Here is a 16824-nt window from a genome sequence, read left to right on the forward strand (position 1 = left end):
AGCACCGGATGTGAGTTTCACCCTTCGTAGAAGATCCGCTCGACCACGGCGTGCGCGCGCCTGGTCGTGCGCAGGTAGGAGTCGAGAAACTCGCCGGGATCGTCGTCCGCGGAGTAGCCGAGCACCCGCGCCACCGCGGCCAGGTCCCGGCCGGCGCTGGGCACCTGGTCGACGGCTTTGCCCCGGACCAGCATGCCGGCGTTGCGCACCCGGGTGGCCAGCAGCCAAGCCTCGGCCAGCGAGTCGGTGTCGGCGCGCTCGGCGAGTCCGGCGTCCGCGATCGCGTCCAGCGCACCGAGGGTGGACGTCGTGCGCAGCTCCGGAACCTCGTGCGCATACCGCAGCTGCATCAGCTGCGCGGTCCATTCCACGTCCGCGAGCCCGCCACGGCCGAGCTTGGTGTGCCGGGTCGGGTCGGCACCCTTGGGCATCCGCTCGGTCTCCACCCGCGCCTTGATCCGCCGCACTTCACGCACTTTGGCCAGGTCCAAGCCGCCGTCGGGGTAGCGGATCGGGTCGATCGCGGCGATGAACTCCTCGCCCAGCTCGGTGTCGCCGGCGATGAACTTGGCGCGCAGGAGGGCCTGCGCCTCCCACACCTCGCTCCAACGCGCGTAGTACGCACGATACGACTCGAGTGTGCGCACCAGCGGACCGCTACGCCCTTCCGGCCGCAGGTCGGCGTCCACCTGCAGGGCAGGGTCCTGACTCGGCGCGCCGAGCATCTTGCGCACGGTCTCCGCGACCGAGGACGCGAACTTCACCGCGTCGGTGTCCGAGACGCCTTCCGCCGGTGCGCAGACGAACAGCACGTCCGCGTCCGAGCCGTAGCCCAGCTCGGCCCCACCCAGCCTGCCCATGCCGATCACCGCGATGGTGGCCGGTTCGGCGCCGAGTTCGGCCGTCCGCTGACGAGTCGCGGCCGCGAGCGCGGACTGCAGCACCGCGCCCCAGACGCTGGACAGTGCCTCGCACACGGCCGGCGTTTCGAGCAGGCCGAGCAGGTCCGCCGACGCCACCCGCAGCAGCTCGTGCCGGCGCAGCGAACGGGCCGCGGTCACCGCCGCGTTCAGCCCGGGCTGACGTCTGACCGCGGCACGCAGCGAGGTCGCGACCTCGGCCGGGGAACGCCCGGCCAACCTGGCCGGGTCGCCCAGCAGCTGGAGCACCTCCGGTGCGCGGACCAGCAGGTCGGGCACCAGCTTCGAAGTGCCGAGCAGGTAAGCCAGCCGTTCGACCACGGCGCCCTCGTCCCGCAGCACCCGCAGGTACCACGGGGTCTGCTCGAGCGCCTCGGAGACCTTGCGGTAGGACAGCAGGCCGCCGTCCGGGTCGGGGGTGTCGGCGAACAGGTCCAGCAGCACCGGCAGCAGCGCCTGCTGGATCGACGCGCGCCTGGACACCCCGGCGGTGAGCGCCTTGATGTGCTGGAGCGCGCCGTCCGGCGCGGCGTAACCGAGCGCGGAGAGCCGGCTCGCCGCCTGTTTCGTGGTCAGCCGCAGTGCCTCGGTGGGCACATTGGCGACCGACTGCAGCAACGGCCGGTAGAACAGCTTCTCGTGCAGCCGCCGAATCCGCTGGATGTGCCGGCGGAACTCGGCCAGCAGCAGCTCGCCGGCGCCGCGGCCACGGGCTGGCCGGATCCCGGTGGCCCTGGCCAGTATCCGCAGCTCGGCGGTGTCCGAAGCGTCCGGGAACAGATGCGTCCGGAGCAGCCGCCGAAGCTGCAGCCGGTGCTCGACGGTGCGCAGGAACTGGTACGACTCCGTCAGCTCCGCCGCGTCCGCTCTGCCGACGTACCCACCGGCGCCGAGCGCCGCCAGGGCGTCCATTGTGGACGGTGAGCGCAGTTCGGGGTCGACCCGGCCGTGCACCAGCTGCAGCAGCTGCACGGCGAACTCGACGTCCCGCAGCCCACCGCGGCCCAGCTTCAGCTCGCGCTCGGCCAGCTCGGAGGGCACGTGCCCTTCCACCCGACGGCGCATCCGCTGGACGTCGGGCACGAAGTTCTCCCGATCGGCGGCGGACCAGACCATCGGGGCCACCATCTCGGCGTACTCACGGCCGAGCTCGACGTCCCCGGCCACCGGCCGTGCTTTCAACAGCGCCTGGAACTCCCAGGTCCGGGCCCATTTCTTGTAGTAGGCCGTATGCCCTTCCATGGTGCGGACCAGCGCGCCGGACTTGCCCTCCGGCCGAAGCGCCGCGTCCACCTCGAAGCAGGCTTTGCCGACGATCCGCATCGTCGTGCTCGCCAGCCGGGTGGCCGCCTGGAGGTCGCCGTCGCCGACGAAGATGACGTCCACGTCGCTGACGTAGTTCAGTTCGCGGCCACCGCATTTGCCCATCGCGATGATCGCGAGGCGCACGTCCTCGGGGTGCCCGATTTCGTGCTCGGCCAGCGCGAGCCCGGCGACCAGCGCGGCCTCGGCCAGCGCGGTGAGCTCGCTGGCGATCTCCGCGTACGGCGGCGCCACCAGCTGGTCGTCGACGACATGCCCGAGGTCCGCCGCGGCGATTTCGAGCAGCAGCCCGCGGTATTCGGCACGCAGCGCCTGCTCCGGCTGTTCCGGCTCGCGGACCGCGGCGAGCAGCTGATCCGCATACGTACCGGCCTCGGTGGACTTCCCACCGGTCAGCCGGCGCCACTGGCCGGGCGCGCTCGCCAGGAAGTCGGCGAGTGCGCTGGACGCACCGAGCACGCCGAGCAGCCGGCCGCGCAGCACCCGATCGGTCCGCAGCGCCTCGTCGAGTTCTGCCCAGCCGGACTCGTCGGCCTCGCGGATCCGGTCCAGGCCGCGCAGCGCGAGATCGGGGTCCGCAGAGCGGGTCAGCGAGCTGAGAATTTCGCCGCTGCTCTCCACCGGACCATCGGGACCCCACCAGCCGGCGGCCCGCAACTGGTCCTCGGCACGGTCGTCGGTGAAGCCGTATCGCGCCGCGGACGCGGTCGGCCGGGATCGCTCTGCCATCGCCACCTACCGTAGTCGGCCGGGCGGCCTGGTCCTAGGCGGCGAGGCGCGGCGACGCGGGTTCCGCCCCTGGTGCGGACGGCTCCGGCACGTGGAAGCTGTGCGCGGTGACCGGCTTGCGGCGGGAAAGCAGATAGATGCCGACACCGAAGAGGATGCCGCCGATCCCGACGCCGATCGTGCCGCCGGTACCGAGCGAGGTGAGCTTGCCGGCCACCGCCCCGACCACCGCCGCGGCCGGCAGGGTGAACAGCCAGGCGATGACCATCCGACCGGCCAGTCCCCAGCGCACCGGCGCACCCCGGCGACCGACGCCGGAGCCGAGCACCCCACCCGAGCAGACATGGGTGGTGGACAGCGGGAACCCCAAGTTCGAGGACACCAGGATTACGGCGGCCGAGCTGGTCTGCGCGGTGAAGCCCTGCGGCCCCTCGATGTCGGTCAGGCCCTTGCCCAGGGTGTAGGTGATCCGCCAGCCGCCGAGGTAGGTGCCGAGCGCCAGCGCCAGCGCGGCACTGATGATCACCCAGGTGGGCGGCGCCGAACCGGGTGCCAGCGTGCCGGAGCTGATCAGCGTCAGGGTGATGATGCCCATGGTCTTCTGCGCGTCGTTGGTGCCGTGCGCGAGCGAGACCAGTGACGCCGAAATGATCTGCCCGACCCGGAAGCCCGTCGCGGTCTGTTCGCCCTTGCGCCGGCGCAGGTACCGGTAGAGCAGGAAGGTCGCCGTCATCGCCACGGTGCCGGCGATCACCGGCGACGCCACGGCCGGCAGCAGCACCTTGTCCAGGATCTTCGCGAAGTGCACCGAATCGCTGCCCGCGGCCACCCAGGTCGCGCCGATCAAGCCACCGAAGAGTGCGTGCGACGAACTCGACGGCAGCCCAACGAACCAGGTGAACAGGTTCCAGATGATGGCGCCGATCAGGCCGCCGAACACGATGGCCGGGCCGACCTTGCTGTCGTCCACCAGTCCACTGGAGATGGTCTTGGCGACCTCAATGGACAGGAACGCGCCGGCGAGGTTCAGTACTGCGGACAGCGCCACCGCCGTCTTGGGCCGCAGCGCACCGGTCGCGATCGAGGTGGCCATCGCGTTGGCCGTGTCGTGGAATCCGTTGGTGAAATCGAAGACCAGCGCCGTGGCGACCACGACGACGACCAGTAACGTGGGGTCCACCCCGACCTCCGAACCCTGTGTGCCTTCCCCCGCAACGTACCTGACGATCACCCAGGAGCGTTAAGGCGCCATTAATACCGAGGCCGGTGGCTTGCTACGCGAGCGGCAAACTCCGTCCTGGATCAACCGCCGCCTGGAGCTTCCCCTCGACCAGTCGGACGAACCGCTCGGCGAAAGGTTGCCAGGTGTGTTCGAGGTCTTCGTGCAGCCGGGTGAGTGTTTCGGTTTCGAAAGCACCCGCACGCGCGAATTCGGCGAGCTCCGGCGAGTCCCGAGCCCATTCCAGCACGACCTCGGGCGTGGTCTCGATGTGGAACTGAATGCCGTAGATGCAGCCGTTCAACCGGAATGCCTGGTTCGGATACTTCGGCGCCGAGGCGAGCAGTTCCGCTCCCGGCGGCAGCCGGTCGACGGCGTCCCGATGGAACTGGAGCACGTCCTGCATCAGCGGCAGGTCGGCGAAGAGCGGATCCGTCCACGCGATGTCCTTCTTGGACACCAGCGCACCGCCGGCTTCGGGCCCGCGGTCACCCAGCACGACCCGGCCACCGGTGGCGTCGGCGAGCATCTGCGCGCCGAGGCAGATGGCCAACGTCGGTAGCCTGGTCCCGGCCGCGGTGGCGAGCAACCGCCGGACGGCGGGAAGCCACGGGTAGTTGGTGTCGTCGTCGGCGTCCATCCCGCCGCCGAGCACGACCAAGCCCTGGTAGCCGTCGAGGCTTTCCGGCAGTTGGTCCCCCGGTGGCAGCCGGACGTCCAGTTCGGCGCCGGCGCCGGTGAGCCAGTCGCCGAGCGGGCCCGGCGGGTCGGAGGGGTCGGGCTGGATGATCAGCAGTCGCGGTGCGCTCACCTGACCGAGGGTACGGACCGGTTTTGGGCATAAAAAGAGGGAGGGGGTTCGGGTCTCGGGAGAACCGTGCTGGTTCTCGACCGGGACCCGAACCCCCTCCCTTAAAGGGTGTTCGGCGGTGTCCTACTCTCCCACACCCCTTCGGGTGCAGTACCATCGGCGCTGGCAGGCTTAGCTTCCGGGTTCGGAATGGGACCGGGCGTTTCCCTGCCGCCATGACCACCGTAACTCTATCAACACCACAACCCCGCCCACATAGTTGCTGCGGGGTGGTGTGGTGTTTCAGAGCTGTAGAGCGGATGCGTAGCATGTTTGTGGGCAAGTCCTCGGCCTATTAGTACCAGTCAACTCGATAACACCTCACGGTGCGTCCATTTCTGGCCTATCAACCCAATGGTCTCTTGGGGGCCTTAACCCACAAAGGGGTGGGAGACCTCATCTTGGAACAGGCTTCCCGCTTAGATGCCTTCAGCGGTTATCCCTTCCGAACGTGGCTAACCAGCCATGCCACTGGCGTGACAACTGGCATACCAGAGGTTCGTCCGTCCCGGTCCTCTCGTACTAGGGACAGCCTTCCTCAAGTCTCCTACGCGCGCGGCGGATAGGGACCGAACTGTCTCACGACGTTCTAAACCCAGCTCGCGTGCCGCTTTAATGGGCGAACAGCCCAACCCTTGGGACCTACTCCGGCCCCAGGATGCGACGAGCCGACATCGAGGTGCCAAACCATGCCGTCGATATGGACTCTTGGGCAAGATCAGCCTGTTATCCCCGGGGTACCTTTTATCCGTTGAGCGACACCCCTTCCACCAGGTGGTGCCGGATCACTAGTCCCGACTTTCGTCCCTGCTCGACCCGTCAGTCTCACAGTCAAGCTCCCTTGTGCACTTGCACTCAACACCTGATTGCCAACCAGGCTGAGGGAACCTTTGGGCGCCTCCGTTACTCTTTAGGAGGCAACCGCCCCAGTTAAACTACCCATCAGGCACTGTCCCTGAACCAGATCATGGTCCGAGGTTGAGATTCCCAATTCGACCAGAGTGGTATTTCAAGATTGACTCCACCACCACTAGCGTGATGCCTTCACAGTCTCCCACCTATCCTACACAAGCCGAACCGAAAACCAATACCAAACTATAGTAAAGGTCCCGGGGTCTTTCCGTCCTGCCGCGCGTAACGAGCATCTTTACTCGTAGTGCAATTTCGCCGGGCCTGTGGTTGAGACAGCCGGAAAGTCGTTACGCCATTCGTGCAGGTCGGAACTTACCCGACAAGGAATTTCGCTACCTTAGGATGGTTATAGTTACCACCGCCGTTTACTGGCGCTTAAATTCTCAGCTTCACCCCCCAAAGGGAGTTAACCGGTCCTCTTAACGTTCCAGCACCGGGCAGGCGTCAGTCCGTATACATCGAATTGCTTCTTCGCACGGACCTGTGTTTTTAGTAAACAGTCGCTTTCCGCTGGTCTCTGCGGCCAACTCACCCTAGCCCGCACGGGGCTTCAAGTGCTTTGGCCCCCCTTCTCCCGAAGTTACGGGGGCATTTTGCCGAGTTCCTTAACCACAGTTCACCCGATCGCCTTAGTATTCTCTACCTGACCACCTGTGTTGGTTTGGGGTACGGGCCGTACATGTTCTCGCTAGAGGCTTTTCTCGGCAGCATAGGATCACCCTACTTCACCTCAACGGCTACGCATCACGTCTCAGAGTATACGAGGTACGGATTTACCTATACCTCCTCCTACACGCTTACACCAGTACTACCATTCACTGGCGGAGCTACCTTCCTGCGTCACCCCATCGCTTGACTACTACGGAATCAGATCCCACGCTCCACACCACAACTCCACCCGAAGGCTTCACCATGATGCTTTGGGTGGTTAGTATCAACCGCCTCATCAGGGACGAACATACACGGGTACGGGAATATCAACCCGTTATCCATCGACTACGCCTGTCGGCCTCGCCTTAGGTCCCGACTTACCCTGGGCGGATTAGCCTGGCCCAGGAACCCTTGGTCATCCGGCGGCAGAGTTTCTCACTCTGCTTTCGCTACTCATGCCTGCATTCTCACTCCCACACCCTCCACCACTGGTTCACACCGTGGCTTCCCTGGATGCAGGACGCTCCCCTACCCATCAACACGACTACACAACAACGCGAACGTTGAAGCGGATCTCTTGTGTCAATGACACAGCTTCGGCGGTGTGCTTAAGCCCCGCTACATTGTCGGCGCAGGACCACTTGACCAGTGAGCTATTACGCACTCTTTCAAGGGTGGCTGCTTCTAAGCCAACCTCCTGGTTGTCTGGGCAATCCCACATCCTTTCCCACTGAGCACACACTTAGGGGCCTTAGCTGGTGTTCTGGGCTGTTTCCCTCTCGACGACGAAGCTTATCCCCCGCCGTCTCACTGCCACACTCTCACACACCCGTATTCGGAGTTTGGTTGATTTCGGTAACCCGGTAAGGCCCCTAGACCATCCAGTAGCTCTACCCCGGATGTGAAACATGTGACGCTGCACCTAAATGCATTTCGGGGAGAACCAGCTATCACGGAGTTTGATTGGCCTTTCACCCCTACCCACAGCTCATCCCCTCAGTTTTCAACCTAAGTGGGTTCGGGCCTCCACGACGTCTTACCGTCGCTTCACCCTGGCCATGGGTAGATCACTCCGCTTCGGGTCTAGACCACGCGACTCCATCGCCCTATTCAGACTCGCTTTCGCTACGGCTACCCCACACGGGTTAACCTCGCCACGCAGCACTAACTCGCAGGCTCATTCTTCAAAAGGCACGCCATCACATGTCACCATGCTCTGACGGCTTGTAGGCACACGGTTTCAGGTACTCTTTCACTCCCCTCCCGGGGTACTTTTCATCTTTCCCTCACGGTACTAGTCCGCTATCGGTCTCCAGGAAGTATTTAGGCTTACCGGGTGGTCCCGGCAGATTCACAGCAAATTCCACGAGCTCGCTGCTACTCGGGAACACCAAACAAACACACAAACCACAGCTTTCGCGTACGGGACTCTCACCCACTCCGGTCACCTATCCCAAAGTGTTCCGCTAACCATGGCGCGCATCCGAAGACCTGTCAGAATCTTCACGCTGGGTCCCACAACACCGCACACACAACGCCTGACAACTTGACATGCATACGGTTTAGCCTCATCCGCTTTCGCTCGCCACTACTCACGGAATCACGGTTGTTTTCTCTTCCTGCGGGTACTGAGATGTTTCACTTCCCCGCGTTCCCTCCACACACCCTATATATTCAGATGCGGGTAACACTCCATCACGAGTGCTGGGTTTCCCCATTCGGAAATCCTCGGATCTCAGCTCGGTTGACAGCTCCCCGAGGCATATCGCAGCCTCCCACGTCCTTCATCGGCTCCTGAAGCCTAGACATCCACCATGTGCCCTTAACAACTTGACCACAAAGATGCTCGCATCCACTCTACAGTTCTCAAACACCACACCCACGAAACAACAACTCCGAAGGATCAGATGACCCCAAGGCGTGTTGCCTCAGGACCCAACAGCATGCCAATGAACATCAATTCCACCCGACCCCACAACACACGTTCCACGCTTCACCAGGAAGCAGTACTAGCCCGTGCAGGCATCCAGCGAACCAACCTCAACCAGTAGTTCCACAATTCCTTGAGCAACCACAGCAACACCACGAACGGATGTTCAACTCTGGCCACCCCACACCATGATCCGGGTATCCCGGGGATGTGGATGTGTTGCTCCTTAGAAAGGAGGTGATCCAGCCGCACCTTCCGGTACGGCTACCTTGTTACGACTTCGTCCCAATCGCCAGTCCCACCTTCGACCACTCCCTCCCTTACGGGTTGGGCCGTGGGCTTCGGGTGTTACCGACTTTCATGACGTGACGGGCGGTGTGTACAAGGCCCGGGAACGTATTCACCGCAGCGTTGCTGATCTGCGATTACTAGCGACTCCGACTTCACGCAGTCGAGTTGCAGACTGCGATCCGAACTGAGACCGGCTTTAAGGGATTCGCTCCACCTCGCGGTATCGCAGCCCTCTGTACCAGCCATTGTAGCATGTGTGAAGCCCTGGACATAAGGGGCATGATGACTTGACGTCATCCCCACCTTCCTCCGAGTTGACCCCGGCAGTCTCCCGCGAGTCCCCGCCATTACGCGCTGGCAACACAGGATAAGGGTTGCGCTCGTTGCGGGACTTAACCCAACATCTCACGACACGAGCTGACGACAGCCATGCACCACCTGTACACCAACCACAAGGGAAGCCCCATCTCTGGGGATGTCTGGCGCATGTCAAGCCCAGGTAAGGTTCTTCGCGTTGCATCGAATTAATCCACATGCTCCGCCGCTTGTGCGGGCCCCCGTCAATTCCTTTGAGTTTTAGCCTTGCGGCCGTACTCCCCAGGCGGGGCGCTTAATGCGTTAGCTACGGCACGGACAACGTGGAATGTCGCCCACACCTAGCGCCCAACGTTTACAGCGTGGACTACCAGGGTATCTAATCCTGTTCGCTCCCCACGCTTTCGCTCCTCAGCGTCAGTATCGGCCCAGAGACCCGCCTTCGCCACCGGTGTTCCTCCTGATATCTGCGCATTTCACCGCTACACCAGGAATTCCAGTCTCCCCTACCGAACTCAAGTCTGCCCGTATCGACTGCAAGCTGAAGGTTAAGCCTCCAGTTTTCACAGCCGACGCGACAAACCGCCTACGAGCTCTTTACGCCCAATAATTCCGGACAACGCTCGCACCCTACGTATTACCGCGGCTGCTGGCACGTAGTCAGCCGGTGCTTCTTATCCAGGTACCGTCACTTGCGCTTCGTCCCTGGCGAAAGAGGTTTACAACCCGAAGGCCGTCATCCCTCACGCGGCGTCGCTGCATCAGGCTTTCGCCCATTGTGCAATATTCCCCACTGCTGCCTCCCGTAGGAGTCTGGGCCGTGTCTCAGTCCCAGTGTGGCCGGTCGCCCTCTCAGGCCGGCTACCCGTCGTCGCCTTGGTAGGCCATTACCCCACCAACAAGCTGATAGGCCGCGGGCTCATCCTGTACCGCCAAAACTTTCAACCCCACACCATGCGATGCAAAGTCAATATCCGGTATTAGACCCAGTTTCCCGGGCTTATCCCAAAGTACAGGGCAGATTGCCCACGTGTTACTCACCCGTTCGCCACTAATCCACCCCGAAAGGCTTCATCGTTCGACTTGCATGTGTTAAGCACGCCGCCAGCGTTCGTCCTGAGCCAGGATCAAACTCTCCAACAATGAATTTGACCGATGACCATAATCATCTCAAAGGAACCTCAAACGAGGTTCAAATACATAAGCTCTACTGGCTTAGTTCACTAGCACACTGTTGAGTTCTCAAACAACACACCGAATTGTTTCTTGAAGTCATATCCCGAAGAGAAGCAACAATCCAACGAGGTTAGTCGTAGGGGTTGTCAGCCAACTTCAGGGCCGTCGCAGAACATTACCCGGTTCGATCCGCGGTGTCAACCCGCTCGACCCGGTCTGTGAGGCCTGGTGAAGTCTACTCCACCTCGTCCTCCGCAGTTCATCCGGCCCTCGAGGCTTTCACCTCGTGGCCCGGCGTTCCTGGCGACGAAGAGAAGATTACAGGTCCAGGAACCCCCCTCGAACAGGGGGGTTGGTTAACCGCGTTTCCGCAGTTCAGCCCGTCGTTTTCAGGTATCGCGGCGGTTGCCTGGCACCGGCCGCCCGCTCGAAGGCGCCGGCCAGCGTGAGCACTTCGGCGTCCGCCCACCGCCCGGCCATGAACGAGATCCCGACCGGCAGCGCACCGACGAAACCGGCCGGCACCGTGGCGGCCGGGTAGCCCGCGACCGCGGCCGGGGTCGAGGACGGGATCACGTCGTTGTCGCCGGTGGCGCAGTTCGTCTTCCAGGCCGGCGGGTTCGTCGGCGCGGCTATCGCGTCCAGCCGGTGCGCGGCCAGCACCTCGTCCACCGAACGTTTCGCCAGGTCGGTCAGCTCGGCGCGGTTCGCCAGGTAGCCGGGGTCGTCCGGCGCCGGCGCGACCAGTGCCTGTTCGAACAGCTCCTGGCCGGCGAAACAGGTCTGCTCCAACGGGTCGCCGCGGTTGTACTCGATCAGCGCGGCCAGGTCTCGCGGGACGTTCGTCCTGGTGCTCAGGTACTTGTCGATGTCGCGGTGGAACTCGGTGAGCAGCGCCGGGAACTCGAGCTCGGCGAGCCTTGCCTGGTAGGGCGGGTCCACCTCGATCACCTGCGCGCCGCGGTCGGTGAGCACCTTCGCGGCCTTGGTCATCACGGCGTCCGTCTCCGGGCCGAGCACCGGCAACCGCCAGAGACCGATCCTGGCACCGCGCAACGCGTCCGGCCGCAGCAGTCCGGCGTAGTCGGTGGGCTGATCGGCCGGGTACTCGCCGGTCGCCGGGTCCGCCGGGTCGCGGCCCTGCAGCGCCGACATGGTCAGCGCGACGTCGACCAAGTGCCGCGCCATCGGGCCGGCGGTGTCCTGCTCGGCCGAGATCGGCACCACCCCGGTCCGGCTGACCAGGCCGAGGCTCGGTTTGTGGCCGACCGTGCCGGTCATCCCGGCCGGGCAGACGATCGAGCCGTCCGTCTCGCTGCCGATCGCGACCTGGGCCAGCGAGGCGGCCACCCCGGCGGCGGAACCGGCCGACGAGCCGCAGGGGTTGCGGTCCAGCACATACGGGTTGTTCGTCTGGCCGCCGACCCCGGACCAGCCCGAGGTCGGCTTCGCGGCCCGGAAGTTCGCCCACTCCGACAGGTTCGCCTTGCCGAGGACCACCGCCCCTGCCTCGCGCAGCCTGCTCACCAGGCTCGCGTCACGGGCGGGCGGCGCGCCGCGCAAGGCCCGCGAACCCGCCGTCGTCTGCTGGTTCGCGGTGTCGATGTTGTCCTTGAGCAGCACCGGAATCCCGTCCAGCGGCCCGCGCGAATGTCCGGTCCGGCGCCGGGTGTCGCTGGCCGCGGCCTCAGCGAGCGCGGCCTTGTTCGGCGCGAGCACCGCGTTCACCTTGCCGTCCACCGTGCGGATCCGGTCCAGGTACGCCGAGGTCAGCCGGACCGAGGTCAACCGGTGCGCGTCCATCCGCGCCTGCAGCTGCGGGATGGTGGCCGCGTCCAGGTCGAACCCGAGCCCTTTCGGCTCGGCCGAGGCCGGTGCGACCAGCCCGATCGAAAGCAGCACGGCAGTGGCCAGTACCGGCATCCGCTTCCGCATGCGGCGAGCTCCCTCGGGGTTCTAGAGCACCGGCAACAGGGTCCGCAGTTCGTACGGCGTCACCGCGCTGCGGTAGTTGTCCCACTCAACCCGCTTGTTGCGCAAGAAGAAGTCGTAAACATGTTCGCCGAGCGCCTCGGGCAGCAGCTCGGAGCGCTCCATCTCGGTCAGCGCCTCGCCGAGGTTCTGCGGCAGCTGGGCGTAACCCGCCGCCTTGCGCTCGGTGTCGGACAGCGTCCAGATGTTGTCCTCGGCCGGCGGCGGGAGCTCGTAGCCCTTCTCGATGCCCTTGAGCCCGGCGGCCAGTATCACCGAGTAGGCCAGGTACGGGTTGCAGGCGGAGTCGAGGGTCCGGATCTCCACCCGCCGCGACGACGCCTTGCCCGGCGAGTACATCGGCACCCGTACCAGCGCCGAGCGGTTGGACCGGCCCCAGGACACCGTGGTCGGCGCCTCGCCACCGGCGATCAGCCGCTTGTAGGAGTTCACCCACTGGTTGGTGACCGCGGAGATCTCCCTGGCGTGCGTGAGCAGGCCGGCCACGAACGCCTTGCCGGTGTCGGACAGCTCGTACGGGTCTTCGGGGTGGTAGAAGGCGTTGCGATCGCCCTCGAACAGGGAGACGTGCGTGTGCATGCCCGAGCCGGGCTGGTCGGTGAACGGCTTCGGCATGAAGCTCGCGCGCACGCCCTGGGTGAGCGCGACCTCCTTGATCACGTACCGGAAGGTCATCACGTTGTCGGCCATGGTGAGCGCGTCGGCATAGCGCAGGTCGATCTCCTGCTGCCCCGGCGCGCCCTCGTGGTGGCTGAACTCCACCGAGATGCCCATCGCCTCCAGCGTCTCGATCGCGTGTCGCCGGAAGTGCGTGGCGGTGGCGTGGCTGGCCTGGTCGAAGTAGCCGCCGTTGTCCGCGGGCTCTGGCTCGCTGCCGTCGTCCGGCAGGGTGGAGAGCAGGAAGAACTCGATCTCGGGGTGCACGTAGCAGGTGAAGCCGGCCTCGCCGGCCTTGGACAGCTGGCGGCGCAGCACGTGCCGCGGGTCGGCCCAGGACGGCGAACCGTCCGGCATCGCGATGTCGCAGAACATCCGCGCCGAGTACGGGGCGCCTTCCGGGGTCTCCCATGGCAGCACCTGGAAGGTGGCCGGGTCGGGCTTGGCCACCATGTCCGACTCGTAGACCCTGGCGAAGCCTTCGATGGCCGAGCCGTCGAACCCGATTCCCTCGCTGAACGCACCTTCGAGCTCGGCGGGCGCGACCGCCACCGACTTGAGGAACCCCAGTACGTCGGTGAACCAGAGCCGGACGAAACGAATGTCGCGTTCTTCGAGCGTGCGCAGCACGAACTCCTGCTGGCGATCCATGGCGCGACCCTATGCGTGACTTGTTAACGGCATGTTTCACGACGCGCCGGTAAGCCGGGATGGATCCTTGCGCACCCGGACCGACATCAACGCGGCCAGCGCGCAGAGGCCACCGGCCAGGTACCAGGCCAGGTCGTAGGTGCCCAGCTGGTCGCGCACCAGCCCGGCGCCGAAGGCCGCGATCGCCGCACCGACCTGGTGCGACGCGAACACCCAGCCGAACACGATCGGGCCGGTGAGCCCGAAGTGCTGGCGGCAGAGCGCCACCGTCGGCGGCACCGTGGCCACCCAGTCCAGGCCGTAGAAGACGATGAACGCCCACATCGGCGGCTCGGTGGTCGGCGCGAACAGCTGCGGGAGCAGCAGCAGCGACGCCCCGCGCAGGAAGTAGTACCCGCCGAGCAGCCAGCGCGCGTCGACCTTGTCGGTCAGCCAGCCGGACGCGATGGTGCCAGCCACGTCGAACAGCCCGACCAGCGCTAGCAGGCCGGCGGCCGTGGTCGGCGGCATCCCGTGGTCGTGCGCCGCCGGTACGAAATGGGTGCCGATCAGGCCGTTCGTGGACGCACCGCAGATCGCGAAACCGCCTGCCAGCAACCAGAACGTGCGAGTACGGGCCGCGTCGCGCAGGACTTGGAGCGCACGCTTCGCGGCACCTGAGCTCGACGCGGGCGCGACCTGCTCGACGTCATCAAGCGCCGCACCGTAGGCCGTCGTGCCCACGTCGCTCGGGCGGTCGCGGAGGAAAAGCAACACGATCGGAACGACCGCCAGCGCGGCGAACGCCACGGTGAGCGACGCGGACCGCCAGCCGTGGTCGGTGGCGAGCGTCGCGATGACCGGCAGGAAGATCAGCTGACCGGCCGCGCCCGCCGCCGTCAGCACACCGCTGACCAGGCCGCGGTGCTTGACGAACCAGCGGCTGGTCACGGTCGCCACGAAGGTCAGCGCCATCGAGCCGGTACCGACTCCGACCAGCACGCCCCAGCACAGCAGGAGCTGCCAGCTGGCGGTCATGAACACGGTCAGCCCGCTGCCGCAGGCGACCAGCACCAGCGCGCCGGCCACCACCCGCCGCATGCCGAGCCGCTCCATCAGCGCCGCGGCGAAAGGCGAGATCAGCCCGTACAGGATCAGGTTGATCGAGACGGCGGCCGAGATGGTGCTGGTGGACCAGCCGAACTCGTGGTGCAGCGGGTCGATCAGCACGCTCGGCGCGGCACGGAAGCCGGCCGCGCCGACCAGTGCGATGAATCCCGTGGCGGCGACCAGCCAGGCCCAGTGCACCCGGCGCGTGGCGCGGACGGGCTCCTCGATTCGTGTCACCGAAAGAGCTTCACCGATGAGATCCGGATTCAGCGAGTGGCCGAAAGGACAATATGTGCAAGAATCCTGCCATGGCATCGCTGCATCGCGTGGTTGTGCTCGCCGTGAGCGAGGTGATCGGGTACGACCTGTGCATCCCGCCGATGGTCTTCGGCAACGCGGCGGACGAAGAGGGCAGGCCGCTCTACGACGTGCGCGTCTGCGGACTGGACGAGCGGCCGATCCGGGTGACCGCCGGCTTCTCCGCGACCGTGGACCACGGGCCGGAGGCGCTGGCCGAGGCGGACACGGTGATCATTCCGGGCACTCGGATCGAGGGCCCGCGGTTCCTCGGCACGCTGCCCGCCGTGCTCCGCGACGCGCTGGCGCTGATCCCCTCCCACGCCAGGATCATGTCGATCTGCACCGGCGCCTTCGTGCTCGGCGCCGCCGGGCTGCTGGACGGCAGGCCCGCGACCACGCACTGGGCGCATGCCGACACCTTCCGGCGGCTGTACCCGGAAGTGCTGCTGGACGAGCAGGTGCTGTTCGTGGACGACGGTGACGTGCTCAGCTCGGCCGGCCTCGCCGCCGGCCTCGACCTGTGCCTGCACGTGCTGCGCGCCGACCACGGCAGCGACGTGGCCAACCGGGTCGCCAGATACTGCGTGACCCCGCCGTGGCGCGACGGCGGCCAGTCCCAGTTCATCGACCGGCCGCTGCCCGAAGCCGGTGACGGGAGCACGGCGGCCACCCGCGCCTGGGCGTCGCGGCGGCTCGGCGAGCCGCTGGACGTGGCGGAACTGGCCGGGCACGCGCGGATGAGCGTGCGCACGTTCAGCCGCCGGTTCCGCGCGGAAACCGGGCTGCCGCCGCGTGCCTGGCTGATCCAGCAGCGCGTGCAGCACGCCAGGCACCTGCTGGAGAGCACCGACCTGCCGATCGACCGGGTCGCCGCCGAGTCCGGGCTTGGCACCGCCGCCTCCTTGCGGCAGCACCTCAACACGGCCATCGGCGTCTCCCCGCTCGCCTACCGGCGCACCTTCTCGCGGACGCCGACGCAGTGAAGGCCACCTTGCCTGCGTTGAGCGCAGCGAAGGTGGCCTTCACTGCATGTCGGGCCGCAGGTCGGGACGGCTAGGCTCGGCGACATGCACTGCCGCCGCATCGCCGGGGTGGTCCTGTTGGTACTCGGGTTGCTCGGCGGCTGTGCGTCGTCCCCGGACACCCGGGGCCCGCTGCCGGACGCCCCGGGACTGGTCACCGCCGCCGCGTCCACCCTGCAAGGACTGCACAGCGTCCGGTTCCGGCTCGGCGTGAGCGGTTCGATCCCCGGACTCGACCTGCGCATGCTCGAAGGGCAGGCCAGCCGCGACGGCGGGCCCTACGGCCGCGCGCAGGGCCGCGGCGACGTGCAGCTGGACAACGAGCGGGTGAAGGTCGACTACCTGCTTTCCGGCGACACCGTCTACCTCACCGAGGGGAACGGTGAGCGCACCCAGCTGCCCGCCCCGGCCGGGTTCGCCCCGGCCACCGTGCTGGACCCCGAGCGCGGCCTGCACCGGCTGCTCGTCGGCGCCGAGCAGCTCAAGACCGAGGGCAGGGAGAAACTCGAGAACGTGCCCACCTACCGGCTCACCGGCCGGATCAGCCGTGCCGTGGTGTCCGGTCTGGTGCCGGGCATCGGCGCGGACGTGGACGTGAAGTTCTGGGTCACCGAGTCCGAGCCCCGCGAGCTGCGCCGGATCTGGCTGCAGGTGCCGCCGCGCCAGCCCAGCGAGGGCGCGGTGATGGTGGAGCTCAGCCTGTCCGAGCAGAACCTGCCGCTCACCGCCACGCCGACAAGCTGACGCGCGTTTCCGCAGCTCAGCGGTCGTGAGTGAAAAGTGTTGCTGGGGCAACA

The 16824-nt window shown here is 65.9% G+C and carries 8 protein-coding genes and 3 rRNA genes; 2 read left to right on the top strand and 9 right to left on the bottom strand.

Translation table 11 applies throughout. From position 1 onward, the window contains the following. Window positions 1–17: 17 nt before the first annotated feature. The 9 genes from AMYNI_RS0110275 to AMYNI_RS0110315 form a co-directional block, all read right to left on the bottom strand. Window positions 18–2972, bottom strand: a complete 2955-nt coding sequence (locus AMYNI_RS0110275) for a bifunctional [glutamine synthetase] adenylyltransferase/[glutamine synthetase]-adenylyl-L-tyrosine phosphorylase (protein WP_020667920.1) — start codon at window positions 2970–2972, stop codon at window positions 18–20. Between the two features lie 34 nt (window positions 2973–3006). Next, window positions 3007–4152: an inorganic phosphate transporter gene (locus AMYNI_RS0110280; protein ID WP_020667921.1), complete on the bottom strand. Its 1146-nt coding sequence runs from the start codon at window positions 4150–4152 to the stop codon at window positions 3007–3009. Window positions 4153–4246: 94 nt separating this feature from the next. Beyond that, entirely contained in the window at window positions 4247–5002 is a 756-nt protein-coding gene (locus AMYNI_RS0110285; protein ID WP_020667922.1) for a type 1 glutamine amidotransferase, read from the bottom strand. 110 nt (window positions 5003–5112) lie between these two features. Further along, window positions 5113–5229, bottom strand: a 5S ribosomal RNA gene (gene rrf / locus AMYNI_RS0110290). 87 nt (window positions 5230–5316) lie between these two features. Then, window positions 5317–8440 (bottom strand): 23S ribosomal RNA (locus tag AMYNI_RS0110295). 324 nt (window positions 8441–8764) lie between these two features. Beyond that, a 16S ribosomal RNA gene (locus AMYNI_RS0110300) occupies window positions 8765–10283 on the bottom strand. Together the 16S, 23S and 5S rRNA genes form the textbook arrangement of a ribosomal RNA operon. Window positions 10284–10691: 408 nt before the next feature. Then, complete coding sequence (locus tag AMYNI_RS0110305; protein WP_020667923.1) at window positions 10692–12251, bottom strand: amidase; 1560 nt, start codon at window positions 12249–12251, stop codon at window positions 10692–10694. Between the two features lie 21 nt (window positions 12252–12272). After that, window positions 12273–13616, bottom strand: coding sequence for a type I glutamate--ammonia ligase (gene glnA / locus AMYNI_RS0110310; RefSeq protein ID WP_020667924.1), 1344 nt, complete (start codon window positions 13614–13616; stop codon window positions 12273–12275). A 36-nt stretch (window positions 13617–13652) separates the two neighbouring features. Beyond that, the gene (locus AMYNI_RS0110315; protein ID WP_020667925.1) at window positions 13653–14903 is read right to left on the bottom strand and encodes an MFS transporter; all 1251 of its coding nucleotides are present in this window, start codon (window positions 14901–14903) and stop codon (window positions 13653–13655) included. Between the two features lie 110 nt (window positions 14904–15013). On the opposite strand from AMYNI_RS0110315, the gene AMYNI_RS0110320 reads away from it, so the two are divergent. Both AMYNI_RS0110320 and AMYNI_RS0110325 read left to right on the top strand, forming a co-directional pair. Beyond that, window positions 15014–15988 (top strand): GlxA family transcriptional regulator, encoded by a 975-nt coding sequence (locus AMYNI_RS0110320; protein WP_020667926.1) that lies wholly within the window; start codon window positions 15014–15016, stop codon window positions 15986–15988. Between the two features lie 84 nt (window positions 15989–16072). Continuing rightward, entirely contained in the window at window positions 16073–16771 is a 699-nt protein-coding gene (locus AMYNI_RS0110325) for an LppX_LprAFG lipoprotein (RefSeq protein ID WP_020667927.1), read from the top strand. Window positions 16772–16824 lie beyond the last annotated feature (53 nt).

Source organism: Amycolatopsis nigrescens CSC17Ta-90, from assembly GCF_000384315.1.
In the GTDB taxonomy this organism is placed as follows: domain Bacteria; phylum Actinomycetota; class Actinomycetes; order Mycobacteriales; family Pseudonocardiaceae; genus Amycolatopsis; species Amycolatopsis nigrescens.

Bases quoted from the DNA above. Each gene is read 5' to 3' on its own strand.
- AMYNI_RS0110275 (WP_020667920.1), bottom strand. From the start codon at position 2,972: ATGGCAGAGCGATCCCGGCCGACCGCGTCCGCGGCGCGATACGGCTTC.
- AMYNI_RS0110325 (WP_020667927.1), top strand. From the start codon at position 16,073: ATGCACTGCCGCCGCATCGCCGGGGTGGTCCTGTTGGTACTCGGGTTG.
- AMYNI_RS0110320 (WP_020667926.1), top strand. From the start codon at position 15,014: ATGGCATCGCTGCATCGCGTGGTTGTGCTCGCCGTGAGCGAGGTGATC.
- AMYNI_RS0110305 (WP_020667923.1), bottom strand. From the start codon at position 12,251: ATGCGGAAGCGGATGCCGGTACTGGCCACTGCCGTGCTGCTTTCGATC.
- glnA (WP_020667924.1), bottom strand. From the start codon at position 13,616: ATGGATCGCCAGCAGGAGTTCGTGCTGCGCACGCTCGAAGAACGCGAC.